The organism is Paraburkholderia flagellata (genome assembly GCF_021390645.1).
In the GTDB taxonomy this organism is placed as follows: Bacteria; Pseudomonadota; Gammaproteobacteria; order Burkholderiales; family Burkholderiaceae; genus Paraburkholderia; species Paraburkholderia flagellata.
The window spans coordinates 1,474,694-1,501,042 of record NZ_JAJEJT010000003.1 but is presented as its reverse complement, the minus strand read 5'-3'; the positions used below and the strand labels follow the sequence as shown (position 1 = coordinate 1,501,042).

Here is a 26,349-nt window from a genome sequence, read left to right as displayed (position 1 = left end):
CGAGCCCGCAAGATACTGCAGCTCATTCGCCAACTACCCTGTACTGCCCTTCTGGAGAACTGTCATGAGCAAGCTGATGATCGCCGACCTGAGCGTCGCGCAAGAACTCGACCGCAGCGAAATGAGCGCCGTGCGCGGCGGCGGCGGCCTGAGCCTCTGGCCCGGCTACTACCCGTCGATGCCGACCTTCAAGTACGACTCGACCAACTTCACCGCCGAACAAGTCATCGGCCAGACGAACAGCATCGTGAACAACGTGGGCAACGACGTCGCATTCGCGTCGAACATCCATGCAACGGTCAACCCGGTGCAGAACGCCCACAACACGATCAACTTCTGATCGTCCGGGCAGCGGCGCGGCCACACCCCTGCTTTTCTTCGTGTGCCGCGCCCGCCTGGATGCATCCGCCCCATTCAACAGCAACTGGAGGCTCATCATGACTTCCCTAGTTATCCGCGAGCTCGCTCCCGGAACGGAACTCGACCGCCGCGCCATGACAGCCGTACGCGGCGGCAATAACAGCGCGTACGGCGGCTATGGCCCGATCGCCAATATCAACGTGTCGCCCAACATCGTGCAGAACATCTCGCAGATTCAGGTGGTCGACGTCGCCGCGCTCAACAACATCGGTTATATCGGCGCCGGTTTCGGGCCGCTGAATCTCAAGGTCAATCCTTCGCAGTACGCGAACACCGGCGTGCTCTTTTGACCGCTGCCGCGAAGCGAAAATGCAGACGGCGCCGCGAGGCGCCGCCTGCTTGTTTACGTGCGCCGCGCGCCGCCTATACTCAAACGAAACCCATCAAACCCGATCCGATCTCGCGGAGCAGACCATGAGCATTATCGTCATCAAGGACCTTCCGGAAAGCGTGGAACTGGACAGACAGGCAATGGCCGCGATCATGGGCGGCGCCCGCGCTGCCTCGCAGCGCACGCTGCTCGTGCCGCGCCCGTTCATCGGCGTACGTGTGGAGATCGACGGCTCGCCCGCGCATCGTGTGTCACCAGCCGTCGCCACGGCGCGGCCCCGCCCCACGCTGCTACGTTGAGTTCACGCAGCGCTCGCGGTCATGGCCGGACGCGTGCTGGCAGGCGGAAATACGCACCACGTGCCATCGTCGTGACGGAAGAAGAAGATTGCAATCGTGCGCGCAGGATGCACCGCCTCCACGCAGACATAACGCAGCCGTTGCTCTTGCGTGCGGCTAAAGCGCACCACACGGGCTGGCACACGCGCATTGGGTGCGAGCCACTTGTCGACGAGGGTGCGCAGCGAGGTCTCGGCGGAATTCATGATGGTCTCCGAAGCAAGTGGCGAAGCGCGGCGTATCGGCGTCGACAGGAATTGGCGTTCACGCCGCCTGCACGATATACGCGTCGCGGGCGTGCGCGCGGCGTGCGCGAACCAGCGCGCGGACCACGCGCAAGCCGGCGAGCGGATGGGCAATGCACGTGCGGACCTGTTCGCTGCGGCCCTTGCCGTTCACGCACCAGGTGCAGAAGTGTTCGCAGTTGTTGCTGAGCAGGCGGTAACGGTCTTCGCCCAGACGCGAGCGCGCACGCGCCACGGCTTCGCGCCCCGTGAAGGCCGCGCACGGATGCGCGACGATGGCGACTTCGCAGCCCGCTGCGAAACGTTCGAGCGTGACCTCTTCGATCGGACCGCTATGGAGCGATACGCACAGCCCGGCGTAGTGGACGACGCGCCCGGCACCGACATAGATGCCGTGATGGCTGTAGCCCGCGCGACGCGACACGAGATGCGCGCCGAGCGGCGGTTCCTCTGTGTGCAACGTCGGTTGAAGGTCGGGGCTCATGGCTGCATCCGTCTGGCTGGTTGCTGGCATTCCGTGCTGTTCAGCGGTTTGCCGGTTGCCAACTATCCTGCATCAGACATGCCAGGCGACCGATTACGATTCTATAGGGCTCAGCGGGCGGGCGTTCGTGTTGAGAGCGCCTGTGTGTCGGCTGCGCGCCAACTCGAACGCTGCGATTGTGTCGGCGTCAAACAGTCAGTTCGCCGCCCATCCGGTTCACAAGGCCGGATTGCATATGTGTTGGAGTCCTGATGACGACGGGCATCCTGCGTGTTGGCGAGCGCACGACCATTGCGCCCTGGACCGACAAGGCAAGTGCGTGCGCGCGACGCGGTGGGCGAGCGCAAGGTCATATGGAGCAAGCCTCACCGGGCCAGGGCGCGCGAGCGCCGCGTTTGGCCAAAAAATGGCATGCTGCTTGCGAGGTATGGCCGGAACGCCGCGCGCCCGCGGCCATCATCTTGACGGAGACGTCTCATGACCTCGCTCGCCATCACCGACCTTCACCTGCAATGCGATCTCGACCGCAAGGCCATGTCGTTCATCCGGGGCGCAGGCGCGCCGTGGGTATTCGGCTGGATACAGCCCTACGAGCCCGCACAGCCTTCGCCGCTCGGATCGATCATCAATCTCTACCAGACCAACAACACGTTCTACGCGAATCAGGTCGTCAATCAGTACCAGACGCTCGACGTGACCAATTCCGCGTCCAATTCGAACGTGACGGTAGCCGTGGGTCAGAACGGCAAGAATAACGGACTCGTCGCGTAGCCTATGGAGGCTCGATCGTGACAGGCGGATTGTTATGGAGCTCGGCATCGCGCACGGACGTAGGCCGTGTACGGGCGCTCAACGAAGATGCATGTCTCGATCTGCCCCAGAAGGGCCTTTGGGCAGTGGCCGACGGCATGGGCGGGCACACGGCGGGCGATCTTGCCAGCGGCATGATCGTGCGTTCGCTCGGTGGCCTGGCCGCTCCCAACACGCTCACCAGCTACCTGGCCGCGGCGCGCGGCACGCTGCAGACGGTGAATCACCAGTTGCGCGAGGAAGCGGCGCGGCGCGGGGTGCGCATGATCGGCAGCACCGTTGCCGTGCTGATGGCGAGGGGGCGCGAATTCGGCTGGCTATGGGCAGGCGACAGCCGCATCTATCTGTACCGCGATGCGCAGCTCGAACCGCTCACCACTGACCATAGTTACGTGGCGGAGCTGCAGGCGCAGGGGCATTTGAGCGCCGAAGCGGCGCGCCACCATCCATCGCAGCATTTGATAACACGGGCCGTCGGTGCGGCAGACTGGCTTGATCTCGACGAAGGCCGCATCGTCGTGCGCGACGGAGACCTCTTTTTGCTATGCAGCGACGGGCTGAGCAATGAAGTGCAGGCACCCGGGATGGTGCGGGCGCTCGAGGCCGGCGACTGCCAGCAGGCAACTGAAACGCTCGTGGAGATGGCCTTGCAGGCGGGCGGGCGCGATAACATCACTGCGGTGGTCGTGAAGGTGGATGATCCTGTTGCGTCGGATCGGACGCTTGTTAATCCTGCTGTGGGGCGTTGAGGGCGTGGTTGTGGTGTGTTTTGGTGGTTCTGGGTGTTTTGGCCTTTCCTTGTGGTCGTGTCGGTTTGCGAGCGTTGCCCCTGTGCGGGGCGGCACCTACTTTTCTTTGCAGCGGCAAAGAAAAGTAGGCAAAAGAAAGCCGCTCAAACCGCCAGCGCCTGCCACAGTTCACCTTTGGCCGTTCCTGCCGGTGGCTCCGGAGCGTCTGTCGCCTCGCACCACCCAGGTTAGTGACAAAGGGCTCATTCATCCCGCTGCTCGCTACGCGCGCAGCGGCCGGGTCTGCAAGGGAAACCAAAAGGTACAAGTAAGAGTTGGCGAGAACTCACGCGCCCGAACGGGTTTTGGCTATGCACTTCGGCGCGCGTAGCGCCGCCGGAAGGATGAGTGCTTTGTCACTCCGGTTGGCGGCGCGTGGTGGCAGACGCTCCGGAGCCACTGGCATGTACGGCCAGAGGTGAACTGTGGCAGGCATTAGCGGTTTGAGCGGCTTTCTTTTGCCTACTTTTCTTTGCCGCTGCAAAGAAAAGTAGGTGCCGCCCCGCACAGGGGCAACGCACGCAGACCGACACGACCACAAGGAAAGGCCAAAGCAGCCAAGAACCACAAACCAGCCTCTTCCGCGACAGCGTCAAAATTCTCATCAAAACAGCGCCAACAAGAAAACCCACGAAATAGATATCAGAAATCGTTGGTTTGTCGCGGATGGAACCCTGCCTAGACTGCACTTCCATCTTGTTATGACAAGCCAACCATGTCACGAACGAATCTGGTGGCGCTTTCCCCCCAGCCGCTCTACGTCCAGATCAAGGACACGCTGCGCGAGCGCATCCTGACCGGCACCTATGCACCGCACAGCCAGATGCCCTCAGAACACGAGCTATGCGCCCTGTTCGGGGTCAGCCGCATTACCGTGCGCCAGGCGCTTGGCGATCTGCAAAAGGAGGGCCTGGTGTTCAGGCTGCACGGCAAGGGCACGTTCGTCTCGAAGCCCAAGGCATTCCAGAACGTGACCTCGCTACAAGGCTTCGCGGAAGCGATGTCGTCGATGGGCTACGAGATCGTCAACCAGTTGCGCAACTTCAAAATCATCAAAGCCAATCGCCACGTCGCGCAACGTCTGAACCTGCCGGAAGGCGCGCCCGTCGCGGAAATCCACCGCGTGCGCATGCTCAACCGCGAACCCGTTTCGCTCGAACTGACGTGGGTGCCCGAAGCACTCGGCAAGCGGCTCGCCAACGCCGACCTCGTCACGCGCGACATCTTCCTGATTCTCGAGAACGACTGCGGCGTGCCGCTCGGTCATGCCGATGTGTCGATCGACGCGATTCTCGCTGACGACGACATCGCCCGCGCCCTGCGCGTGGAGGACGGCAGCCCCGTGCTGCGCATCGAGCGCCTGACGCACGACGCATCCGGCAATCCCATCGACTACGAATACCTGTACTTCCGCGGCGACGCCTTCCAGTACCGGCTGCGCGTCGACCGCCAGAAAACCCGTGCAAAGGGAAGGAAAACGCAATGAATATCGAAGTGCTCGAATACGACATCGTGGTCGTCGGCGGCGGCACGGCCGGCCCGATGGCCGCCATCAAGGCCAAGGAGCGTAACCCGGCGCTCAAGGTGCTGTTGCTCGAAAAAGCCAACGTCAAGCGCAGCGGCGCGATCTCGATGGGCATGGACGGCCTGAACAACGCCATCATTCCCGGCCACGCCACGCCCGAGCAGTACACGCGCGAGATCACCGTCGCGAACGACGGCATCGTCGATCAGGAAGCCGTCTATGCGTATGCCCGGCACAGCTTCACGACCATCGAGCAGCTCGACCGCTGGGGCGTGAAGTTCGAGAAAGACGGCAACGGCGACTACGCCGTGAAGAAGGTCCATCACATGGGCGCTTACGTGCTACCCATGCCCGAAGGACACGACGTGAAAAAGATTCTGTACCGGCAGCTCAAGCGCTCGCGCATCGAAATCACGAACCGCATCGTCGCCACACGGCTCATGACCGACGCGCAGGGCCGCGTAAGCGGGGTGTTCGGCTTCGACTGCCGCACGGCGCAGTTCCACGTGGTGCGCGCGAAGGCAGTGATCCTGTGCTGCGGCGCGGCCGGGCGTCTCGGCCTGCCCTCATCCGGCTACCTGATGGGCACTTACGAGAATCCCACGAATGCGGGCGACGGCTACGCCATGGCGTATCACGCCGGTGCCGCGCTCGCGAACCTGGAATGCTTTCAAATCAATCCGCTTATTAAGGACTACAACGGACCGGCATGTGCGTATGTCACCGGTCCGCTGGGTGGCTTCACCGCGAACGGCAAGGGCGAGCGCTTCATCGAATGCGACTACTGGAGCGGCCAGATGATGTGGGAGTTTTATCAGGAACTGCAGAGCGGCAACGGTCCCGTGTTCCTGAAGCTCGACCATCTCGCCGAAGAAACGATCCAGACCATCGAGCAGATCCTGCACACCAACGAGCGCCCGAGCCGCGGCCGCTTTCATGCGGGCCGGGGCACCGACTACCGGCAGCAGATGGTCGAGATGCATATCTCCGAGATCGGCTTTTGCAGTGGGCACAGTGCGTCGGGCGTCTACGTGAATTCGCGTGCCGAGACGACCGTGCCCGGACTGTATGCGGCAGGCGACATGGCAGCGGTGCCTCACAACTATATGCTCGGCGCGTTTACCTACGGCTGGTTCGCGGGCGCAAACGCGGCCGAATACGTGGCAGGCCACGAGCACGCGAGCCTCGACGAAGGCCAGATCGCCGCCGAACGCGCGCGCATCTACGCGCCGCTCGAACGCGAAAACGGACTCGCTCCGGCGCAGGTCGAGTACAAGCTGCGCCGCATGGTGAACGACTATCTCCAGCCGCCCAAGGTCACGCGCAAGATGGAGATCGGCCTGCAGCGCTTCGACGAGATTGCCGAAGACATCGAGTCGATCAAGGCCAACAATGCGCACGAGTTGATGCGCGCCGCCGAAGTGCGCGCCATCCGCGACTGCGCGGAGATGGCCGCGCGCGCCTCGCTGTTCCGTACGGAAAGCCGCTGGGGGCTGTATCACCACCGGGTCGATTACCCGCAGCGCAACGACGCCGACTGGTTCTGCCACACGCACCTGCGCAAGGACGCATCCGGCAGGATGGCGAGCGAAAAGCGCGCTGTCGAGCCGTACATCGTCCCGCTCGCGCAAGCGGATCGAGGCGCCTACGATCAGTTGCGCATTCGCGAAGCCGTGGAACTCGTCACCTAACACTGAGGAATCCGAATATGTCCTATACGCCGCACGACATCTTCCAGCGCAGCAGCGCGCCCGTCACGATCGACGAAGACCGCTGCATTGCCGACAAGGGCTGCACGGTATGCGTGGACGTGTGCCCGCTCGACCTGCTCGCGATCGATGTGAGCAAAGGCAAGGCCTACATGCAATTCGACGAATGCTGGTATTGCATGCCCTGCGAGCGCGACTGCCCGACCGGCGCAGTCAAGGTCGACATTCCGTACCTGTTGCGCTAGCCGCTGCCACCCGCGACGGTTCCCCTATTGCTCGCCAAAAAGACCATGAAAACACGCCAAAGGATTCTTCGCCTTCTCGCCGCGCCGCTTTTGTTCGCCGCTGCAACTACCGTCCAGGCCGAGACGATTCGCGTCGCGATCGGCACCCAGGACACGACGATCAACTGCGCGACGGGCGGCCTCCTGATCCGCGAACTGCATTTGCTCGACAAGTATCTGCCGCATACCGGCAAATACGCGAACGTCACTTACGACGTGCAATGGAAAGACTTCACTTCCGGTGCGCCGCTCACGAACGAAATGGTGGCAGGCAAGTTGGACTTCGGCGCCATGGCGGATTTCCCGGGCTCGCTCAATGGCGCGGCATTCCAGAAGGCCGGGCGCAAGAGCCTCTTCATCACCGTGCTCGAAGGCAGCACCGAGGGCAGCGGCAATGGCATCGTCGTGCCCATCAACTCGCCGGTGCATTCGATCGCCGACCTGAAGGGCAAGACGATCTCGGTGCCGTTCGCCTCGACCTCGCACGGCATGTTGCTGCGCGCGATCAAGGCGCAAGGCTGGAACCCCGATACCGACGTGAATATCATCACGCAGGCGCCGGAAGTGGCCGGCAGCGCGCTCAAGGCCGGCAAGATCGACGCGCACGCCGACTTCGTGCCGTTCGCCGACCTCTTCCCGTATCGCGGCATCGCCCGCAAGATCTACGACGGCGCGCAAAGCCATGCGCCTACCTTCCACGGCGCGCTCGTCGATGCCGCGTACGCACAGAAGTACCCTGAAGTCGTGGTCGCGTATCTGCGTGCAGCCATCGAGGCGAACCGCCTGATCGCAGAGGACCCCGAAAAATATAGTCTGCTGATCGAGAAAGTGACGGGCATCGAAGCGCCTGTCGATTATCTCTATCACGGCCCGCTCGGCCTGCAAACGCGCGATCTCACCTGGAAGCCGGAGTACCGCCAGGCGTTGGCGACCGCCATCGACACGCTGAAACTGCTCAAGAAAACGGATGTCAATCTCGATGCGAACACGTTCGTCGACGACCGCTACATCCGCGAAGCGTTCAAGGAGTCGGGGCTCGACTATGACGCCGCGCTGAAAAACTACACGCGGCAACCGCTTGTGGCGAATGACGCGCTGACTGGCAAGCCCATTCGCGATCTCATCGCGGTAACGCAGGTGTGGGTTGCGAACGAGGCGCACGTGCGCAACTATGCGAACGCGGCGGAAGGGTTCGCCGCGCTCGCGAAGCTCGAACAATCCGGCAGCAAGGTGCGCGCGGTGTACGTGCAGGACCACGACAGCGGCCAGAAACTCTTCGCCTCCGACGCCTGGTACGTGCGCGACGCGCATGGCGGCGTCACCGCCTTCCTGCAGAAGGCGGGCGCCGATGCCTATGCACAGCACACGTCGGGCGCCGTCGTGGACTATGCCGCCGCAAAAACGGGCGCGCAGCAGGCCCTCGCTTCGCGCTAGCACGCCACGTCCTGTCCGCTCACCTGCACTTTATGAGGAGTCCGCATGTCCGCCACGCTCGACCTCGCAGCCCGACAACGCCCGGTAGTCCGCGAGCCGGCACTGACTGGAACCGCGCCGCGCCGTGCACCGATGCGCCGCCGCGCATGGCGCGCCGGTTCGATCGTGCTGTTCGTGGCCGCCTGGCAAGCGGTCGTGCATTTTCGCCTCTCGCTTGGCATCGTCACGTTCGCGAACGTCCCCTCACCCGCCGACGCCATTCCCGCGCTATGGGCGCTGCTCCATTCGCCCAAGCTCCCGATGCATCTCGCCGCGAGCCTGACTCGCGTGCTGGCGGGCTTCTGCGCGTCGGCTGTGGTCGGCGTCGGACTAGGACTCGCGATCGGCCGTTATCGCGCGCTTGAAGATGTGCTGCTGCCGCCGCTCGAACTGCTGCGGCCCATCCCGGCAGTCGCGTGGATTCCGCTCGCGATCCTGATGTTTCCCTCTTCGGAACTGAGCATGATGTTCATCACGTTCATCGGCGCGCTGTTTCCCATCTTGCTGAACACGATCCACGGCGTGGAAGCCGTCGATCCCCGCCTCGTCGCCACCGCGCGAGGCCTCGGCACGCGCTCGCTGTCGCTCTACACGGAAGTCGTGTTGCCAGGCGCGGCGCCTTCGATCTTCACAGGCCTTTCCATCGGCATGGGCACCGCCTGGTTCTGCCTCGTGACCGCGGAGATGATCGCCGGTCAATACGGCATAGGCTATTTCACCTGGGAATCCTATACGTTGCAGAACTACGCCGATATCGTCGTCGGCATGGCGCTGATCGGCGTGCTCGGCATGGGCAGCAGCCTGCTCGTCAAGCGCATTGGCGCAGCGTTGACGCCGTGGTATCGCCTGCGGGGAGCCCGCCAGTGAACACGCCAGCCGCCAACCAGCCAGAAGCCGGCGCCCGGGCCCCGGTGTCGCGCGCGCCCGGGCGCATTGACGTGCGCGCGTTGACCGTGGAGGTCGGCCCGCCGCACGCGCGCTTCGCCGCACTCGACTCGCTCGACGTCGACATCGCGCCCGGCGAGTTCGTTTGCGTACTCGGGCCGTCCGGCTGCGGAAAGTCCACGCTGCTCGGCGCCATTGCGGGCCACCTGCCGGCCACGCAGGGCGAAATCGCCGTGGACGGCCTCGCGGTCGATCGCCCGCATCCCGAGCGCGGCCTCGTATTCCAGCAGCACACGCTGTTCCCCTGGAAGCGCGTGATCGACAACGTGGCCTTTGGCCTGAAGATGAAGGGCGTCGGCGCACACGAGCGCCGTCGCGAAGCCGCCGAACTGCTCGCGCTGGTCGGCCTCGCGGGGTTCGAGTCGCACTATCCCGCGCAGTTGTCGGGCGGCATGCAGCAGCGTGTGGAGATCGCGCGCGTGCTGATCAACCGTCCGCGCATTCTACTGATGGACGAGCCCTTCGGCGCACTCGACGCCCAAACGCGCCGCATGATGCAAACGCTGTTGCTCGACATCTGGGCGCAGATCCGCACGACCGTCGTGTTCGTCACGCATGACATCGACGAAGCGCTGTTTCTCGGCGACCGCATCCTGATGCTCTCGCAACGACCCGCGCGCCTCATCGCCGATATTGCGGTGCCGCTTGCGCGGCCGCGTAACGACGAGAGCACGACCGAAGCCGGCTTCATCGACATCAAGCGCCGCTGCCTTGCGTTTTTGCGCGAAGCGGCGTAGCGCGCACGCGCTTTCCACGTCACCCGACCACCGCCTTTGCCCATGACCGTTTCCACCGTGACCTTGCCGAACCTGCAGCACCTGAGCGCCGAAGCGAGCGCCCTGCTCGCGCGCCTCGCCGACGCCGATTCCGCAGTGCGCCGCATCGCGCTCCTCGAACTCGCCGATCTCGAAGATGAAGCGCTGCTGCCCGCGTTCATCGTCGCGCTGCGCGACGACCCCGCGCCAGACGTGCGGCGCGAAGCCGCCGTCGTGCTGGCCTCGTGGGAAGACGACGACGTCGTTCAAGCGCTCTGCACGGCGTTGCTCGACACCGACGACGACGTGCGAGAAGCCGCGGCGCAAAGTCTTTCGGAGCTGAAAGCCCAGTCGTCCGGGCACGTGCTGCGCCGCTGGGCCACGCGGCCCGAATCGTTCGTGCGCCGCGCGGCGCTGCGCGGCCTGCGCGAACTGCGTTTTGCGGATGCCTTCGAGCCAGCGCTGCACGCGCTCGCGGATACCGAGGCCGACGTGCGGCTCGAAGCCGTGGCCGTGCTCGGCTGGCTCAAGGAGGCACGCGCGCTGGAGGCGCTCGCCGCGCTCGCCGCCAGCGACGCGCACCCGGAGGTCCGCCGTGCGGCCGTTGGCGCGCTTGGATTCGCCTCGCCGGGCGATCAGGCCACGCTCGACGCGCTGCTCACGGCGCTGCGCGACGACGCCTGGCAAGTGCGCGAAGAAGCCGCGACGACGCTCGGCAAATTGCGCGCCGCCTCGGCGCTCGAACCGCTGGTCGTTGCGCTCGGCGACGCGTACTGGCAGGTCCGGCTGCGCGCGGCGCGCGCGCTCGGACAGCTACGCGATGCGAAAGCGGCCGCCGCCGTCGCCACGCTGCTCACGCACTCGATCAGCAATTTACGCAAGGAAGCGGCGCTCACGCTAGGCGAACTGGGCGCGCGCGAGTCATTGGCGGCGCTGCAAAGCGCGCTGCAGGACCGCGATCCCGAAGTGCGCAAGGCCGTGCGCATCGCTATCGGGCAGATCGAAGGCGCAGCGCCATGAAAACGCCGCTCGAAGTCCGCAACGACGCGCTCACGCGAGCGCTCACGCTGTGCTGGCCAGCGGGCGAAACACAACGCTTGGACCACGCCCGGCTGCGCGCGGCCTGCCCGTGCGCAGCCTGCCGCCGCGTGCGGCTCGGCGGCGCTGCGCCCGCGGCCGCGGCCGCACCGGACGTAACGCTGATCGGCATCGAGCCAATGGGTTACGGCGTACAACTCGCGTTCAGCGACGGCCATGCAAGCGGCATCTATCCCTGGACGTACCTCGAGCAGTTCGGGCGCGGCGAGGACCGCTAGCTTCCGCCCTCGAATGCGCAGCCAACCGCCTCGCTTCAGTCTTCGATTAAAGAACTCTCACGCGGCGCCGATATGCAAGCCAGGCCGTGCTCGTTTGGCCGGCGCCCCAACCGTTGACAGAGAATCGAAGAAAAAGATGCGAAACAGAATAGCCCGCCTGCTCGTCGGCACTTCCATCACATCCGCTGCGCTTTTGTCCGGATGCGTCCAGTTCGTGCCGGTCAAGGAGATGGCCAACGACAAGCCCGGCTATCTCGCGGCGCACTTTGGCGTGGACTCATTACCCACGAGCATTCGCGACAAAATGCCCGCAGCGGGTACGCACAAGCTGCCCTTCAAGGTCTTGACGGTGCTTGGCAAGGTAACGGGCCACGTTGGCACAGCGGGAATCGAGAGCGACTTCAAAACCGTGCTAATCAACGCGCAAGACACGGGCATGGTCCAGCAGGTGTATGAAAGCTCGGCGAATGGTGTTCCCGCAGCCGCAACGTTCAGTCTCTCTTACCTCAACATTTACAGCCTGAAAGAAGAAACGGCGAACTACGCGCAAACGGCGGCGTTCATCCCTTTCGTCGCGCATGACGCCGACAACGGCGAGTTTGCTTTCAACGCGCCGCAGGAGGATGAAACTTATACGACGACGTTCAGGTTCGGCACGACAGTCCAGATCGTCAACTTCCGGGCGCTCACGTGGACCTGTCATTCGAGCCGCTACTATCCGGCCTCCCAGTTCAACGCTGCGCTGACTGGCAAAGCGATCGACCTGGAGTGCGAGCAGACGAAAGATGGCATCGTCCAGAACAAGACACGTCGAACGTATCTGACCGAATACGGTATCGGCCTGACCCGCTCAGTCGCAACGACCGCCGGAAAACTGGACTGGTCGTATAGCGGCTTCGACAAGGACGGTCTGCAGACGGTCACGCCCCACGGCCAGGCGGCGATCGAAAAGCCGATTTGAGGCGAAGACCGTCACGGCGCGCGTGGCCGCGCCGCCCTTGTGTCAAGCAGCGCCCTTGCTCGAAACGAGCAGGTCGGCAATCGCACCCGAGAGCGGTAATCCCGGGTGCTTTTCCAGCCAGAAGAACTCGCCGACCGGGTTGACCTCCAGAAAGCAGTGACGGCCGTCGGGGGTGAGGATGAAATCTGCTGCGCCGTAGTTGAGGCCCAGCGCATGCATCAGTTTCAGCAGTCCATTCTCGACTTCGAGCGGCAACGGGTACGGTTCCCACGCTTCGAGCAGTCCAATGCCATCGCGACGCCAGTCGACGCTCGATTTTTCGGACCGTTGGGAATCGATCGAGGCCGTGAACACCCGCTTTCCCACAATCGTTGCCCTCAGTTCCAGCGCCTTGGGCACTTGCTCCTGGAAGATGGCCGGGCAATAACGAAGATCATCGAGACGCTCGAGGTCTTTGTCATGAAGCGTGTTGGTAAAGACCACTTTCTGGTCGCCCTGCTCGTAAATGGCAAACGATGACAGCGTCTTCATGATCATCCCCTGCCTGCATTCGCGTGCGAACCCGCGCACGGCTTCTGGCGCATTGGTGATCAACGTGCGTGGCATCGTGAGCCCGACTTCTCTCGCAATCTTGAGCTGAAGCTGCTTGTTTTCCGCGCGGCGCAGACGGTGCACCGGATCGAGATGAAACGCATCGAGGCTGGCGATCATGCCGTGCAGCGTGGCGCGCGATTGCTCGATCGCCGCCCGCCTGAGCTGCAAGTCCATCGTTTCAGGAATGCACCGCCCGATGGCGATCCGCCGATACCACACGGCAGATACCGTGCCCAGGTCCAACTCATATTCCTCACACGCAATAACTTGCCGTTCTTCTTCGCCGCTGTACTGGCCGCAATGCCGAATGTCGGTCGGAAAGCGGTCGGTATCGAACCGGTAAGGCACGCCGCCTTGTGCGGCGATAGCATTGATGACGAGAGGAATACTCTCGTTGTCGTTGCTGTGGGTGATGATCAGTACCACGGGCCGTGGGTGCCGCTCGGACATGGTTGAGCTCCTTGACTGAAGGCGCGCGGCGCGATAACCCCTCGCCGCGCGCTCGACTCCGGTCCAGGCGTCGCCGCCTGACGATGCACAGGAATACTAAAGAGGAGCATTTTCGCCGTCCGAGGGATACGCCATGGTCGTCACTGGCGAGGACGGAATGCCGGGCATCGGTCCCATAGGCCACCCCATGTGCCGCAACATGCCCAGCAGGTCGGGCAATTCGCCGACCGGCACGCCTTCCTGGTCGGACGGCGCCGCCATCGTCACGACCGCGCCGCCGCGTATGGCCTGCATCTCAGCCGCCGAGAGGTCTCTGGAAAACTGCCCTTCCAGAAAATGTGAGAAAAACGGTACGGGCTCCTGAGTTTCAATTTTGATGTTAGACATGATTTTTGCCTCGCTGAGAGTGTGGGGCCATTGACAACCGCATAGGCGGCTGCCACTTCCTGCAACCACCGTGCCAGTGATGTCCGCGCCTCGCGGCAGCGCGTAACGGCCCGTCGAGGTGGAGAATCCACGGGCAAACGAAGCCGGAATCGTTGGCTCGAAGCCAACGCGATGGGGTCAAAAGGTGGCAATGCGCCAACAGCCCGCTAAACTACGGGCGCAGAGGCCATTGAAACGGCGGCGAGGTAATTTCGCCATCCACAGGAGGAGCACGTAAATGACGCTTTCGAAGAGAAAATTCGGCCGTACCGGCTGGAATGTGTCCGAAATCGGGTTTGGGGCATGGGCAATCGGCGGTTCGTGGGGCAGCGTTGCCGAAGACGACGCGAGAGCCGCGCTGAACGCCGCGCTCGATAACGGCGTCACTTTCATCGACACCGCAGACGTCTACGGCGACGGCCGCTCGGAGCGCATTATCCGGGACGTGCTGCGGGAACGCGGGGGCGAGCGTCCCATCGTGGCCACCAAGCTCGGGCGCCGACTCGATCCGCACGTGACCAGCGGCTATCTGAACAAGCGCGAACTCGAAGGCTTCATCGACCGGAGCCTCTCGAACCTGGGCGTCGACACGCTCGACCTGGTGCAACTGCACTGCCCGCCGACCGAAGTCTATTACCGCCCCGAAGTGTTCGACGCGATGGACGACTTTGTCGCCGCCGGCAAAATCCGCTTTTACGGCGTTTCGGTCGAAAAGGTGGAAGAAGCGCTGAAGGCGATCGAATATCCCAATGTGGTTTCGGTCCAGATCATTTACAACATGTTCCGCCAACGTCCCGCCGACCTGTTTTTCAGGCAGGCGCAAAAGAAGGACGTTGCGGTCATCGCGCGCGTGCCGCTGGCGAGTGGCATGCTCACCGGCAAGTTGGCCGCGGACTCGGTTTTCGCGCCAGACGATCACCGTGCGTTCAATCGTCATGGCGAGGCGTTCGACGTTGGCGAAACGTTCTCGGGCGTGCCGTATGACGTCGCCTTGAAGGCGGTCGATGAACTGCGCGGCCTCGTCCCGGTGGGCGCCTCCATGGCCCAGCTCGCCCTGCGCTGGATACTCATGGAGGATGCCGTCTCGGTCATCATTCCGGGCAGCAAGAACGCGGCCCAGGCGGCATCGAATGCCTCGGCGGCAAGCCTCGCGCCGCTGTCCGAAGCAGCCATGCAACGCGCGCGGGACGTTTATGAACGACTTATCGCGCCGCACGTCCATCAGCGCTGGTAAAGACGCTTGCAATCGATGCCACTGGAGTTTCTGTGCCCGCTGACTCCAATTTGCCCAACTCCGCCCAGATTGTTCGGCTGATCCCGCCAGTCTGTTCGCGCCCGGCCGCTTTATCGCGGCGGCGCGGATCTTTACATTGGTGCTCGTCGCCGGCCGATTGATTCGTGCAAGTCAAGACGCCGGTTCCTCTCGATGGTGCGACTTACGGTGCGGAGAACATGATGAGCAAACTTGCAGGAAAGGTAGCGGTTGTCACGGGCGCGTCGAAAGGCATCGGCGCCGCTATCGCGCGGGCCCTCGCGGCCGAAGGCGCTTCGGTGGTCGTGAATTACGCGAGCAGCAAGGCGGGCGCGGATGCAGTGGTGAGCGCGATTACGGCGGCCGGGGGCAAGGCGGTTTCCGTTGGCGGCGACGTCTCGAAGGCGTCGGAGGCGCAAGGGATCATCAGCGCGGCCGTCGAAACTTACGGTCGGCTCGACATCCTCGTCAACAACTCAGGCGTCTACGAGTTCGCGCCGATCGAAGAGTTCACGGAGGCGCAATACCGCAAGCAGTTCGACACGAACGTGCTCGGCGTGCTGCTCACCACGCAGGCGGCGGTGAAGCATCTCGGCGAAGGCGCGAGCATCATCAACGTGAGTTCGGTCGCGACGACGCTCACGCCGCCGAACACGGCTGTCTACAGCGGCACGAAGGGCGCCGTGGATGCAATCACCGGCGTGCTCGCCCGCGAACTGGGCCCGCGAAAAATCCGCGTGAATGCGATCAATCCCGGCGTGGTCGAGACCGAGGGCACACACACGGCAGGCGTCATCGGATCGGATTTCGAAAGCCTTTCGGTCAGCCAGACGCCGCTCGGACGCGTGGGGCAGCCTGACGATATCGCCTCGGCCGTGGTGTTCCTCGCATCTGACGATGCCAAATGGTTGACGGGCGAACATATCGTCGCCAGCGGCGGCATGCGCTAAGTCGCTTTGGGGAACTGGCTGGCGGCGAAAATAGCGTGCGTGGTAATCTCCCGAAGATCGGCCGTGCCGCCCTTGTGGCGGCACGGCCGGCAATGCTTCAGATAAGGGAGTTTGGCCCAGCCGTTTCATGCGAGTTTCCGATCTCATAGACAGTCGTACGATCCTGCGCAGCCGGCGGCGCTGGCTGTATTTCGGCGTGTTCTGGCTTGGCGCCATCGCGACGGGGCTCGTGGCGGTCATGTATGCGCGGCTCGTCGACTTCGGCTACGCGCTGTTCTTGCAGATGACCACCCATCACCGGTGGCTGCCGATTCTCATCACACCGGCCATCAGCGGGTTCTGCGTCTGGGCCACGCGGCGCTGGTTTCCGGGTTCGGAGGGCAGCGGCATCCCGCAGGTCATCGCGACGCTGCACGACGTGCGCAAATTCGGCCCGCGTCTGCTCACGCTGCGCATCCTGATCGGCAAGATCGCTCTGTCGTTTCTCGCGATTCTCGGCGGCTTCACGATTGGGCGTGAAGGGCCGACCATCCATGTGGGCGCCGCGCTGATGTACAGCCTCCGGCGTTTCTACCCGGCGCGCCTGCGCAGCATGTACGGCGTCGGCCTCGAATACAAGCTCGCGCTCGCGGGCGCGGCTGCGGGCCTTTCTGCTGCGTTCAACGCGCCTCTCGCGGGCGTGGTCTTCGCTATCGAGGAACTCACACGCAGCTTCGAGGCGCGAACGAGCGGCGTGATCATCACGGCGATCATCTTCGCAGGCGTCGTCTCACTCGCGCTGCAAGGCAACTATGTGTATTTCGGCACGATCGCCATCGGCAGCCATTTGCCCGAACTGCTCGCTGTCGCCGTCATTCTCGTTGGCGTGATTACCGGCGTCGCGGGCGGCGTGTTCTGCTGGCTGCTGCTCAACACCGAACGATGGATGCCGGCCCGCTTGTTCGTTCTCCGAAAGGAGCGGCCCGTGGCGTTCGGCGCGCTGTGCGGTTTGTTCATCGCCGCGATCGGTGTGGCGAGCGGCGGCAATCTGTTCGGCAGCGGCTATGCGGAAGCGCGCGGCATGCTCGAAGGCCATTCGCAGCTCAGCGTGGCCTATCCCGTTCTGAAAATGGCCTCGATGGTGGGCTCGTATCTGCCGGGCACGCCGGGCGGCCTCTTTGCGCCTTCGCTGGCGATCGGCGCGGGCATCGGCAATGTGCTGCACATGGTGTTCGGGCAAATGCAGTTGCCGATGCTGATCGCGCTCGGCATGGTCGGCTATCTTGCCGCCGTCACACAAAGCCCGATCACGGCATTCGTCATCGTCATCGAAATGATCGACGGCCACGCGCTCGTGATCTCGTTGATGGCAACGGCGCTCGTGTCGAGCCAGGTTTCCAGGCTATTCGCGCCGCCGCTTTACGAAGCACTGGCGCAGCGCTTCCTGAAGGAATGACGCGCGCCAATTCGCGTTGAGCGGCGCACGCCGTTACCAGCGCAGCAGCCGCGGCCCGAGCCACGCGCCGATGCAGGCGGGCAGCAACATGCCGATCACATACCAGACGCTCCAGAACGCCGGGCTCATCTCCGGGCAATGGAGGCAATACGCGATGGTTGCGAGCGCGCTCGCAAAGAGCCCGGCCGCCGCCCCCGCCGTGCGCAGGCGGGTGGGCGCGAGACCGCGCACAGCCCAGAACACGGCCACGAACGTGGGCACCGACAGCAGCACGATATTGAACGGGCATGTGCGCCATGTGTGGCCGAGCACGAGCGGCACGCGCTGCGCGGGCGCCGCGTCGCCCAGCGCGAGCCACGCGAGCGCCAGTACGGCGACGAACGGCAGCGCCACCAGTGCCCACGCATAGCCGCCACGCTGGCCCGGCCGCCCTATGCGGCTGACCACGAGCGCGGCAGCGGCCGCAACACACAACGGGAACGCGAGCTTCACCCAGAATATCGACGTGTGCATGACACTCATGAGATCGCGCCGCACGCCGAACACCACGCTCATCAGCACGACCGAGCCCGCGAAGCCGAGCAGCAGCGCCCGCGCGAAGCGGCGCAGCGCAGCCTTGCGGTCCACGCGCGCATCGCCCGTGGCAAGCAGGTTGATCAGATCGTCGGTTTTCATTGCGCTCCCCTGATGCGCGCGGCAAGCGCTTTCAGACCGCGATGAATCCCTACCTTGACCGCCGATTCGGACAGTCCCGTGAGCTTCGCCGTTTCCACGACCGAAAGCCCTTCGAGCTTTACGTGGACGATAGGCAGGCGCTGCTTGTCGGGCAACTGGTCGAGCAGTTTGCCGATATCACGGCGCGCCTGCGCGGGTTCGTCGTCGGGCTCGGCGAAGAGATCGGTGTGATCGTCGAGCGGATCGTTGAGCACGTCGCGGCGTGCGCGCGAGCGGAAAAAGTCCATTAGCTTGTAGCGGGCGATCGCGTGCACCCAGGCCGTGAGCGGTTCGTCGGGGCGCCATGTGTGACGCGCGTTGTGGACCGCTAGCAGGATCTCCTGCACGAGGTCCTCGACGTCGTCGCGCAATTGCGGAATGCGTCGGCGCAGGTAGCCACGCAAATGACGCGTGAGTTCCTCGAGGAAGTCGCGATACGCTTGCGCGTCTCCTTCGAGGCCCCTGACAAAAAGCGCTTTGAGACGGGTTTCCGCTGAGTGCAAAGGTCGTCCTGGATTGTCGCGACGATACGTTGGCGGGCTTGCGGGCATGGCGCTCGCCAGGTCTTGCGATGGTGAGCTTTCAAAATTATTACGAACGCCGCCGCACTCGCGCCCGCTCGCGTGAGCGTAGCCGAACGCTTCGCGCGCCGCAACGCCATGCGGGCCGAGGGCGGGCGCGACGGGCGCCGCCCCTTCCGTCATCGTCGGCCATGTGCTAGTCAAGCCCACCTTTTGCTTCTCCCCGTGGCGCGAGCACGTACGCCCGTTGTGGGTAGTTCGTTCGCCGCGCCAGCCGGGTTACAGGCGCAGCGATATATTTTTGGCCGCCCCCGGTCCCGCGATTTTTTTCCCGACGCGCTGTAACCGCCGCGCGCGCCACAGCGAATTCACTGTCAACGCTGCGCCAACGAGGAATCGCCATGCAAACGTCGATCGGTGAAACGCCCGCACTTGAAGCACGCATTCGCCACCCGCGCGCAATCCAGCCGCTCTGGCTACGCATCACGCATTGGCTCAACGCGCTCGCGGCGCTCGTCATGATGCTTTCCGGCTGGCGCATCTACGATGCGTCGCCCGTGTTTGCGCAATTCGTCATACCCACATCGATCACGCTCGGCGGCTGGCTCGGCGGCGCGCTGCAATGGCATTTCGCGGCAATGTGGCTGCTGTTTTTCAACGGACTCTTCTATCTCGGCATGAATCTCGCGACAGGCCGCTGGCGCACGAAGTTCTTCCCGCTGAGCGCGCGCGCCGTATTGCATGATCTGCGCGCCGCGTTGACAGGCCGGCTTTCTCACGCTGACCTGAGCCAGTACAACGCCGTGCAGAAACTCGCCTATCTCGTCGCGATCGCCGATCTCGTCGTGCTCGTGCTTTCGGGCCTTGCGATCTGGAAGTCGGTGCAGTTTCCGCTGCTGCGCGAATTGATGGGCGGATACGACCGCGCGCGTGTGGTGCACTTTTGCGCAATGACGTTGCTTGCGGCATTCGTGCTCGTTCACGTGACGATGGTCGCGCTCGTGCCGCGCTCGTTGCTCACCATGCTTCGCGGCCGCTGAACACGCGGCCCGATGCAACGAGAGACGTCATCCACATCTGTTGATAAGGATTCCAGATGAAAACGCCAGACCGCAAGATCATCGAACTCGACCGCGCGGCGATTCTTGCCGATGCACGGCGCGAACTCGACATGCCGTCACGGCGCCTGTTCGGCAAGCGCATGCTCACGCTCGGCGGTCTTTCGCTGCTCACTGGCTGCACGATCACCGACGACGCCTCGGTCAACACCTTCCTCACTGCCGTTTCCCGGCTCAACGATCGCGTGCAGGGGTGGCTGTTCGACCCCACCCGGCTCGCGCCAACGTACACCGAAGCCCAGCTCACGCGCCCCTTTCCCTTCAACGCGTTCTATAGCGAAAGCGAGGCGCCTGTCGTCGATGGCGGCGACTATCGGCTGAAGATCAGCGGACTCGTCAAGGGCCAGCGCGTCTGGACGCTGCCCGAGTTGTACGCGCTGCCGCACGCCGAGCAAATCACGCGGCATATCTGCGTGGAAGGCTGGAGCGCGATAGGCCGTTGGGGCGGCACGCCGTTCGCGCATTTCCTGCGGCGTGTCGACGCCGATCTCACCGCGAAATACGTGGGCTTTCGTTGCGCCGACAACTACTACGAAAGCATCGACATGCCTACGGCGCTGCATCCGCAGACCTTGCTTGCTTTCGACTACGACGGCGAGCGCCTGCCCGCGAAATACGGCTACCCGATGAAGCTGCGCATGCCGACGAAGCTCGGCTACAAGAACCCCAAGCACATCGTCGAGATTTTCGTCACGAATACGTATCCAGGCGGCTACTGGGTCGACCAGGGCTACAACTGGTTCGGCGGTTCGTGACATCTTCCCGCCGCCGCTTCGCGCGACGGCTCCGTTTCACTTCCGCCCGAAAAAGGCAACGGCTTTTCCCACCCAGCAAGGAGCAACGCAAATGAACACGATCCGATTCGCAGCAATCGCCATCTCAGCCGCCCTGTTGAGCGTAAGCGCGAGCGGCGCATTCGCGCAGGCAAGCGGCGCGATGTCGAATGACGGCATGTCGCAAGACTCGATGCACAAGGACACCATGGGCAAAGGCGGCATGTCGCACGACACGATGAGCAAGGACGGTGCGATGAGCCACGATAAAATGGACAAGCCCATGAAGAAAGACGCGATGGGCATGGATCATCCGGCGTCGGGCGCCATGGCGCATTGAACCCGGGTTGAATCCGGGTTCAATGCTGGCAGTGTGCTCTTGGCGTAGCTTGCGCCGGGAGCGCACCGCGCGCGCCTCGCCACTGTGCGCTCGCGATGCACGATTTCGGCGGGGCCGCCCACCCCGCACCGGGAGCACGTCATGGGAAGCGAATGGCAACGCCGCATGAAACTCTTCATCCAGCGCTTCTGGCAGCCAACCAGCGCGTGCATGACCTGCATGCCGGGGAGCTGGACCAACGTCATGAGCCTGGCCCACTGGTCCATCGCCTTGAAGACCGGGCTCTTCACCGGCGCGCTGGCCGTGCTGCTCACCTTCACGCCAGCGACGAAGTGGTACGCGAATCGCTATGGCAACGCACTGCTGGTTGGCTGCCTGACCGTGATCGGCGACGCCTACGCTCATACGAGTCAGTATCGCATTCATGTTCTCGAACACGTCGCGACAGGAGTCGTGTCCGGCGTGTTTGCGCTCGCTGCCGCGTATCTGTTCGAGGACGATGCGCGCCGCATACGAACGCTGTGGGCGCGCTTGACGGGCTAGCTCGCCGGGCAACGCGGGCGAAGTCGCTTCTGGCCATTGCGCCGTCCCTAGGACCTAGGTCCGATTGACCGGGCGTCCGCACGTGGCACCCTTCGACAAAGCCATTCTTCGGCTCACAACAGGGGAACCCGATGCGCGCCTGCCGATATGTGGTCCTTTGCGCTTTGCCATTCTTGATCGTTGGCTGCAACACGCCGCCGATCCCGCCGGGCAAGCCGGTTGATATCCCGACCGCCCTCGAGCAGGTTCTCTCAGGCCTGTGCAATTTCCGGAAAGAACAAGCCGACCGGAAGCAGGATATGGGCGTCGCCATCGACTCGGTCACCGTGGAGCTCGACCTGACCGTTGACGGGGCAAGGAATCCCCCTGTGGCCGTGGCGCCGGATATCCAGTTCATTCCCACGGTGAGCTACGGGCAGATCATCACGGCGAACAGGGGCAGCCGGCTCACGCTTACCCTGAAGAACACCGGCACCCACGGCGGCTGCGACGTCATGACGTCGGCGAAGTAGCAACGATTCCCGCTCGCCGCCACCGGGCGGTCGAGCGCCGCCGAAAAACTTGCGCTATAGGACCATCGGCCCATATCCAGCCCATGCCGTTGTGACATGATGGGAATGGGCGGAACACGCGTCCCTGGCGCCATGCGTATTGTTCATACGTTGCTGTTCATCCTGGCTTTCGGGATGAGCATTGCCGGCCGGCAGGCAGGTTGCCTCGCGGCCCAGGGAACGCCTGCGCAAGCCGCTGCGTCACAGGCCGCGACGAAAGCGCCAGTCGGTGCGCCACCGCGGCGGCCTGCAGCGGCAGCCCGCCGGATCGACATCACGAACCAGCCGAGCTTTGGCGATTTCGACGCCATGATCGACCGTCGGCTGATCCGCGTCCTGGTGCCGTACAGCAGGACACTCTATTTCAACGAACTCGGCCATGAGCGCGGGCTGACCGCCGGGCTCATGCGCGACTTCGAGCGCTACCTGAACAAGAAGTACCGGAGCCGTCTCGGCAAACGTCCATTGACGCTCCTGATCATCCCGACGACGCGCGACCAGCTTATTCCGGGTCTCCTGGCCGGCAAGGGCGACATTGCCGCCGGCAATCTGACCGCCACGGAAACGCGGCTGAAGCTAGTCGACTTCGTCGCGCCGCGAGACCGACCGCCAGTTCGCGAATTGATCGTCACCGGCCCGAAGTCACCCGCGCTCGCGAAGCTCGACGACCTGAGCGGCAAGACAGTGCACGTCCGCGCGAGCAGCAGCTACTTCGAGAGCCTCAACGCTCTGAACGCACGCTTCAAAAAAGACGGCAAGCCGCCGATGAAGCTGGTGATGCTGCCCGACGCGCTCGAGGACGAGGACGCCATGGAGATGCTCAATGTCGGGCTCGTCCAGATCCTCGTCGTCGACGACTGGAAGGCAGATTTCTGGGCGCAGGTGCTGCCCAGCATCGTGGTGCACGACGACATGGCCGTGCGCGACGCTGGCTACATAGGCTGGGCGATTCGCAAGCAGAGTCCCAAACTCCAGCAGGCCATCACCGACTTCTACGTTGGCTACGTGAAAAAGCACAGCGTGGCGGAAGTGCGCCTGAAGCAGGAACTGCAGCGCGTCAAGCAGATCACCAGCAATACCGAGGAAGCGGAACTTAAGCGCTTCAAGCAAATGATCGGTCTGTTCGACAAGTACGGTGCGCAATATCGCTTCGATCCATTGATGCTTGCCGCGCAGGGGTTCCAGGAATCGCAGCTCAACCAGAATGCACGCAGCCACGTAGGTGCGATCGGCATCATGCAGCTCATGCCGGCGACCGGGAAGGAACTGGACGTCGGCGACATCCGCGTGACGGAATCGAACATCCATGCCGGCGCGAAATACCTGGACCTCCTGATGTCCCGCTACTTCCCGGATGCGCATTTTTCCGACTCGGATCGCGCCCTCTTCGCGTTCGCGAGCTACAACGCGGGTCCGGCGAGGATCGCGAAGCTGCGCACCGAAGCAGCCGACCAAGGGCTCTCGCCCGACAAATGGTTCAATAACGTCGAGATCGTGGCTGGCGAGAAGATCGGGCTGGAGACGACCACTTACGTGCGCAATATCTACAAGTACTACACCGCCTACCGGCTCGTCCAGCAGGCGCAGGCGGCGCGCGAGCGCGCCGTCGGGCAGGTGCGCAAGCGGGGCTGAGGCACGCCTTAAGCGTCAAGCGTCCAGTTTCGCGAGATGAATCTCGCCACCTGATCCAACGCGTACCCGGCGCTCGCCAGTTCATGGGTGGATCGCTGGAACACGTGGTGCAGTCCTTCGTAGACTTCCAGCTGCACCGTGTTGCCCTGCTCTGCCGCAGCCGCCGCATAACGCCGCGCGTCGTCGAACAGGAGTTCGTCCGTGCCCACCTGGAGCGCGATGGGCGGCAGGCGCGCGGGAATGGCATGCAGCGGCGACGCGCGTCCATCCGTGGGATCGGCAGCGCCAAGGTACGCCGCGGCGGCATTGGCGAGCACGGGCCGCGTCAAGACCGGATCGTGGGTCGCTTCGCTATGGAACGACGGCCCCGTGAACGCAAGATCAACCCACGGCGAAAAAGCGGCTACGCTCGCGATGTTCAACGCCCGGCGCTCCTCCACGCCCGGAACCGCAAGCGCCAGGCCGCCGCCTGCTGAATCGCCAATGAGGGCGACTTCGCGTATGCCGCAGTTCGCCAGCCACCGCAGCGCGGCTAACACGGCATCGTGCGCCGCGGGAAACGGATGCTCAGGCGCAAGCGGATAGTCGAGAACAAAAGTGTCAACGCCCGCGCGCACCGCGATCTGACTCGCAAAGCCGCGATACCCGCTCGCAGACCCGAGCACAAAGGCGCCGCCGTGCAGGAACAGGATCGCGCGATGGGCCGGCGCGGATCGTGGCCGGATCCACCATCCCTCTACGTCCGCATTTCCGACGCTTTCGAGACCCACGCCCTCCGCCACCGGCGTCTGCACGGTCATGGCGTCGTACGCCTCGCGCATCGTTCCATTGAAATCGCTGAAATGCCGTTGCATGCGCGCGATCGCGGCCCTCGCTGCGTCACGGTCGCTATCGCTCAGGCTGTGCCGCATTTCGATCAGGTTTGCGCGTTGTCCGATGCTCATCATGGCTCCTTCGTTGCGTGAGTGCGTCGTCGATGGGCATGACGATATCGATTCCAATCACCGCATGGAAGAAGGCCTGATGGAATAGAATCCATTCCAATCAGGAAGTTTTGAGGAAGAAACGATGGACCGGCTCGACGCGCTCAAACTTTTCATTCGCATCGTCGAAAGCGGGAGTTTCGCTGCGGCGGCGCGCGACATCGGCGTGGGCCAGCCTGCGGTCAGCAAGCAGATCGCCTCGCTCGAACGCCATCTTGGCGCTCAACTGGTCAGGCGCACGTCGCGCAGCATGACGCTCACCGAGACCGGTCAGTCGGTCTATGAAGCGGGCTTGCGCATCATCGGCGACTTTACCGAGCTAGAGGCTTCCGTCGGGCATGGTCAGATGTCCCCGAGCGGGCTGATTCGCGTCACCGTGCCGCCGGTTTTTGGCCGGCTGTATATCGTGCCGCACCTGCCAGTGTTTTTCTCCCGATATCCGCAGGTGTGCGTGGACCTTTCCGCAACGGAGCGAAACATCAATCTCGTCGAGGAAGGCTTCGACCTTTCGATCAAAAGCGGACCGCTTGCCGACTCCTCGATGATTTCGAGGCATCTGGCCTCGAGTCCGGTCGTTGTCGTCGCGACGCCGGAATACCTCGAAAAACATGGGCGCCCCGAGTCGCCACAAGATATCGAGCGCCATACCTGTGTCGTTTTCGCGCCCATGCACGAGCCGAGAGCCTGGCGCTTCGGGAACGTCGAAGGACGGGGCGTGTATGTTCCGTCCGGCAATTTCCGCACCGGCGACGCGGAACAGATCCGTGCCGCAGTCCTCGCCCATATGGGGTTGGTGCAGGCGCCGGGTTGGCTCTTCGCAGCGGAGATTGCAAGCGGCTCGGTCGTCAGCGTGCTGGAGAATTTCGCGCCGCCGCCGTTGCCCGTCCACGGCGTGCATCCCTCAGGCAGGCGGCTGCCGAACAAGACGCGCGTGTTTCTCGACTTCGTCGCCGAAATCCTCGCGGCTGATCCGCGCCCGGCATTTGTTCCGGTCTGATGTCTTGCCGCGCATGCGTGGAACGGCGCTTGCTGGAACGAGTGGGTCACTCATTCAGGAGAGCCAAAATGCCGGAGAAGAAAACGATCGAGCGTGCGCGCGCCGACAAGCGCGCGGGCAAATCCGCAAGCACCCAGGCCGGCGAATTCGTGAAGGAGGAATTCGATCGCGTGCGCGCGGGCAAGCATGGCGTGCGCTCCGCGAAGCAGGCCGTGGCGATCGGCCTGGCGAAGGCGCGGCGCGCCGGTGTCGATCTGAAACCGCCGCCGCAGAGCACGACCAGCGAAGCGACGCGCAAGAAGGCCGCAAAGGATCTCGCGGCAGGCCAAGGCGAGAAGAAAGGCCGCGCGGGCACGGAATCGAAGGCCAAACGTTCGCGCACGACGACGCAAGTGCTCAAGCGCGAGGGCAAGACAGGGGCATCCCCGCAAGCCGTGTCGAAGCAGGCGAAGACCGCGGCGGCGCGCCGCCCTGCCGCAAGCCGTTCGGCGGCCGCGAAAAAGGCTGCGCAGACCAAGGGCGCGGCGGGCCGTTCCGCCGCGGCAAAAAAGGCGGCGAAGACACGCGCCGCACGCGCGCAGCACACACGCCACTAGCGCAACGCGGGCGCGGCTCAGGCGGCAAGGCGAGCCTTGCCGCCCGGCCAAGCTTGCGCGCGGGGTTATGAGACTATGTGCCTCATCGCT

General features: G+C 63.8%; 32 protein-coding genes. 25 read left to right on the top strand and 7 right to left on the bottom strand.

All coding sequences use genetic code 11. The annotated features are described in order from the left end of the window. Window positions 1-64 precede the first annotated feature (64 nt). The 3 genes from L0U83_RS30525 (at window position 65) to L0U83_RS30515 (ending at window position 1,050) form a co-directional block, all read left to right on the top strand. Window positions 65-340, top strand: a complete 276-nt coding sequence (locus tag L0U83_RS30525) for a hypothetical protein (RefSeq protein WP_233887843.1) — start codon at window positions 65-67, stop codon at window positions 338-340. 97 nt (window positions 341-437) lie between these two features. After that, window positions 438-710: a hypothetical protein gene (locus L0U83_RS30520; protein ID WP_233887842.1), complete on the top strand. Its 273-nt coding sequence runs from the start codon at window positions 438-440 to the stop codon at window positions 708-710. A gap of 124 nt (window positions 711-834) precedes the next feature. Continuing rightward, a complete protein-coding gene (locus tag L0U83_RS30515) occupies window positions 835-1,050 on the top strand; it encodes a hypothetical protein (RefSeq protein ID WP_233887841.1) in 216 nt (71 codons plus the stop codon). A gap of 2 nt (window positions 1,051-1,052) precedes the next feature. Here the strand turns inward: L0U83_RS30515 and L0U83_RS30510 are convergent, their stop codons facing one another. After that, entirely contained in the window at window positions 1,053-1,295 is a 243-nt protein-coding gene (locus tag L0U83_RS30510) for a hypothetical protein (RefSeq protein WP_233887840.1), read from the bottom strand. A gap of 58 nt (window positions 1,296-1,353) precedes the next feature. After that, window positions 1,354-1,818 carry a lecithin retinol acyltransferase family protein gene (locus tag L0U83_RS30505; protein ID WP_233887839.1) on the bottom strand — a complete coding sequence of 155 codons (465 nt, stop codon included), beginning with the start codon at window positions 1,816-1,818 and terminating at the stop codon, window positions 1,354-1,356. Window positions 1,819-2,295: 477 nt separating this feature from the next. Between L0U83_RS30505 and L0U83_RS30500 the strand changes: the two genes are divergently transcribed. The 11 genes from L0U83_RS30500 (at window position 2,296) to L0U83_RS30450 (ending at window position 12,384) form a co-directional block, all read left to right on the top strand. Continuing rightward, the gene (locus L0U83_RS30500; RefSeq protein ID WP_233887838.1) at window positions 2,296-2,589 is read left to right on the top strand and encodes a hypothetical protein; all 294 of its coding nucleotides are present in this window, start codon (window positions 2,296-2,298) and stop codon (window positions 2,587-2,589) included. Window positions 2,590-2,606: 17 nt separating this feature from the next. After that, window positions 2,607-3,377, top strand: a complete 771-nt coding sequence (locus tag L0U83_RS30495) for a PP2C family protein-serine/threonine phosphatase (RefSeq protein ID WP_233887837.1) — start codon at window positions 2,607-2,609, stop codon at window positions 3,375-3,377. A gap of 754 nt (window positions 3,378-4,131) precedes the next feature. Then, entirely contained in the window at window positions 4,132-4,902 is a 771-nt protein-coding gene (locus L0U83_RS30490; protein WP_233887836.1) for a GntR family transcriptional regulator, read from the top strand. Further along, a complete protein-coding gene (locus L0U83_RS30485; RefSeq protein WP_233887835.1) occupies window positions 4,899-6,632 on the top strand; it encodes a fumarate reductase/succinate dehydrogenase flavoprotein subunit in 1,734 nt (577 codons plus the stop codon). The genes L0U83_RS30490 and L0U83_RS30485 overlap by 4 nt, the downstream gene beginning before the upstream one ends. A 17-nt stretch (window positions 6,633-6,649) precedes the next feature. After that, a complete protein-coding gene (locus L0U83_RS30480) occupies window positions 6,650-6,895 on the top strand; it encodes a 4Fe-4S dicluster domain-containing protein (RefSeq protein ID WP_028204594.1) in 246 nt (81 codons plus the stop codon). Window positions 6,896-6,940: 45 nt separating this feature from the next. After that, entirely contained in the window at window positions 6,941-8,368 is a 1,428-nt protein-coding gene (locus L0U83_RS30475; protein WP_233887834.1) for an ABC transporter substrate-binding protein, read from the top strand. 45 nt (window positions 8,369-8,413) lie between these two features. Further along, window positions 8,414-9,274 (top strand): ABC transporter permease, encoded by an 861-nt coding sequence (locus tag L0U83_RS30470; protein WP_233887833.1) that lies wholly within the window; start codon window positions 8,414-8,416, stop codon window positions 9,272-9,274. Between the two features lie 44 nt (window positions 9,275-9,318). Further along, entirely contained in the window at window positions 9,319-10,089 is a 771-nt protein-coding gene (locus L0U83_RS30465; RefSeq protein ID WP_233887946.1) for an ABC transporter ATP-binding protein, read from the top strand. A gap of 42 nt (window positions 10,090-10,131) precedes the next feature. Continuing rightward, window positions 10,132-11,127, top strand: a complete 996-nt coding sequence (locus L0U83_RS30460; protein ID WP_233887832.1) for a HEAT repeat domain-containing protein — start codon at window positions 10,132-10,134, stop codon at window positions 11,125-11,127. After that, complete coding sequence (locus L0U83_RS30455; protein WP_233887831.1) at window positions 11,124-11,423, top strand: gamma-butyrobetaine hydroxylase-like domain-containing protein; 300 nt, start codon at window positions 11,124-11,126, stop codon at window positions 11,421-11,423. Before L0U83_RS30460 ends, L0U83_RS30455 begins: the two co-directional genes overlap by 4 nt. Window positions 11,424-11,559: 136 nt before the next feature. Then, window positions 11,560-12,384 carry a hypothetical protein gene (locus L0U83_RS30450; protein ID WP_233887830.1) on the top strand — a complete coding sequence of 275 codons (825 nt, stop codon included), beginning with the start codon at window positions 11,560-11,562 and terminating at the stop codon, window positions 12,382-12,384. A 42-nt stretch (window positions 12,385-12,426) separates the two neighbouring features. Here the strand turns inward: L0U83_RS30450 and L0U83_RS30445 are convergent, their stop codons facing one another. Next, window positions 12,427-13,428, bottom strand: coding sequence for an MvdC/MvdD family ATP grasp protein (locus L0U83_RS30445; RefSeq protein ID WP_233887829.1), 1,002 nt, complete (start codon window positions 13,426-13,428; stop codon window positions 12,427-12,429). A 96-nt stretch (window positions 13,429-13,524) separates the two neighbouring features. Then, window positions 13,525-13,815 carry a microviridin/marinostatin family tricyclic proteinase inhibitor gene (locus L0U83_RS30440; RefSeq protein ID WP_233887828.1) on the bottom strand — a complete coding sequence of 97 codons (291 nt, stop codon included), beginning with the start codon at window positions 13,813-13,815 and terminating at the stop codon, window positions 13,525-13,527. A gap of 277 nt (window positions 13,816-14,092) precedes the next feature. Between L0U83_RS30440 and L0U83_RS30435 the strand changes: the two genes are divergently transcribed. The 3 genes from L0U83_RS30435 to L0U83_RS30425 all read left to right on the top strand — a co-directional run bounded on the left by L0U83_RS30435 (window position 14,093) and on the right by L0U83_RS30425 (window position 17,491). Next, a complete protein-coding gene (locus L0U83_RS30435; RefSeq protein WP_233887827.1) occupies window positions 14,093-15,088 on the top strand; it encodes an aldo/keto reductase in 996 nt (331 codons plus the stop codon). Between the two features lie 221 nt (window positions 15,089-15,309). After that, window positions 15,310-16,056 carry a glucose 1-dehydrogenase gene (locus tag L0U83_RS30430; protein WP_233887826.1) on the top strand — a complete coding sequence of 249 codons (747 nt, stop codon included), beginning with the start codon at window positions 15,310-15,312 and terminating at the stop codon, window positions 16,054-16,056. Window positions 16,057-16,183: 127 nt separating this feature from the next. Further along, the gene (locus L0U83_RS30425) at window positions 16,184-17,491 is read left to right on the top strand and encodes a chloride channel protein (protein ID WP_233887825.1); all 1,308 of its coding nucleotides are present in this window, start codon (window positions 16,184-16,186) and stop codon (window positions 17,489-17,491) included. Between the two features lie 33 nt (window positions 17,492-17,524). Here L0U83_RS30425 and L0U83_RS30420 read toward each other — a convergent pair whose 3' ends face one another. Both L0U83_RS30420 and L0U83_RS30415 read right to left on the bottom strand, forming a co-directional pair. Then, on the bottom strand, window positions 17,525-18,166 hold the full coding sequence (locus L0U83_RS30420) for a DUF1109 domain-containing protein (protein ID WP_233887824.1): 642 nt from the start codon (window positions 18,164-18,166) through the stop codon (window positions 17,525-17,527). Next, window positions 18,163-18,708 (bottom strand): sigma-70 family RNA polymerase sigma factor, encoded by a 546-nt coding sequence (locus tag L0U83_RS30415; RefSeq protein ID WP_233887945.1) that lies wholly within the window; start codon window positions 18,706-18,708, stop codon window positions 18,163-18,165. The genes L0U83_RS30420 and L0U83_RS30415 overlap by 4 nt, the downstream gene beginning before the upstream one ends. 419 nt (window positions 18,709-19,127) lie before the next feature. On the opposite strand from L0U83_RS30415, the gene L0U83_RS30410 reads away from it, so the two are divergent. The 6 genes from L0U83_RS30410 to L0U83_RS30385 all read left to right on the top strand — a co-directional run bounded on the left by L0U83_RS30410 (window position 19,128) and on the right by L0U83_RS30385 (window position 23,683). Beyond that, on the top strand, window positions 19,128-19,766 hold the full coding sequence (locus tag L0U83_RS30410) for a cytochrome b/b6 domain-containing protein (RefSeq protein WP_233887823.1): 639 nt from the start codon (window positions 19,128-19,130) through the stop codon (window positions 19,764-19,766). Between the two features lie 56 nt (window positions 19,767-19,822). After that, on the top strand, window positions 19,823-20,599 hold the full coding sequence (locus tag L0U83_RS30405) for a molybdopterin-dependent oxidoreductase (RefSeq protein ID WP_233887822.1): 777 nt from the start codon (window positions 19,823-19,825) through the stop codon (window positions 20,597-20,599). A gap of 91 nt (window positions 20,600-20,690) precedes the next feature. After that, window positions 20,691-20,957 (top strand): pentapeptide MXKDX repeat protein, encoded by a 267-nt coding sequence (locus L0U83_RS30400; RefSeq protein WP_233887821.1) that lies wholly within the window; start codon window positions 20,691-20,693, stop codon window positions 20,955-20,957. Between the two features lie 141 nt (window positions 20,958-21,098). Continuing rightward, entirely contained in the window at window positions 21,099-21,500 is a 402-nt protein-coding gene (locus L0U83_RS30395) for a hypothetical protein (protein ID WP_233887820.1), read from the top strand. Window positions 21,501-21,631: 131 nt separating this feature from the next. Then, complete coding sequence (locus L0U83_RS30390; RefSeq protein ID WP_233887819.1) at window positions 21,632-22,012, top strand: hypothetical protein; 381 nt, start codon at window positions 21,632-21,634, stop codon at window positions 22,010-22,012. Window positions 22,013-22,144: 132 nt separating this feature from the next. Beyond that, a complete protein-coding gene (locus L0U83_RS30385) occupies window positions 22,145-23,683 on the top strand; it encodes an MltF family protein (protein ID WP_233887818.1) in 1,539 nt (512 codons plus the stop codon). A gap of 8 nt (window positions 23,684-23,691) precedes the next feature. Here L0U83_RS30385 and L0U83_RS30380 read toward each other — a convergent pair whose 3' ends face one another. Continuing rightward, complete coding sequence (locus L0U83_RS30380) at window positions 23,692-24,627, bottom strand: alpha/beta hydrolase fold domain-containing protein (protein ID WP_233887817.1); 936 nt, start codon at window positions 24,625-24,627, stop codon at window positions 23,692-23,694. A gap of 124 nt (window positions 24,628-24,751) precedes the next feature. Between L0U83_RS30380 and L0U83_RS30375 the strand changes: the two genes are divergently transcribed. After that, window positions 24,752-25,663: a LysR family transcriptional regulator gene (locus L0U83_RS30375; RefSeq protein WP_233887816.1), complete on the top strand. Its 912-nt coding sequence runs from the start codon at window positions 24,752-24,754 to the stop codon at window positions 25,661-25,663. Between the two features lie 68 nt (window positions 25,664-25,731). Next, entirely contained in the window at window positions 25,732-26,259 is a 528-nt protein-coding gene (locus tag L0U83_RS30370; RefSeq protein WP_233887815.1) for a DUF6496 domain-containing protein, read from the top strand. Window positions 26,260-26,349 lie beyond the last annotated feature (90 nt).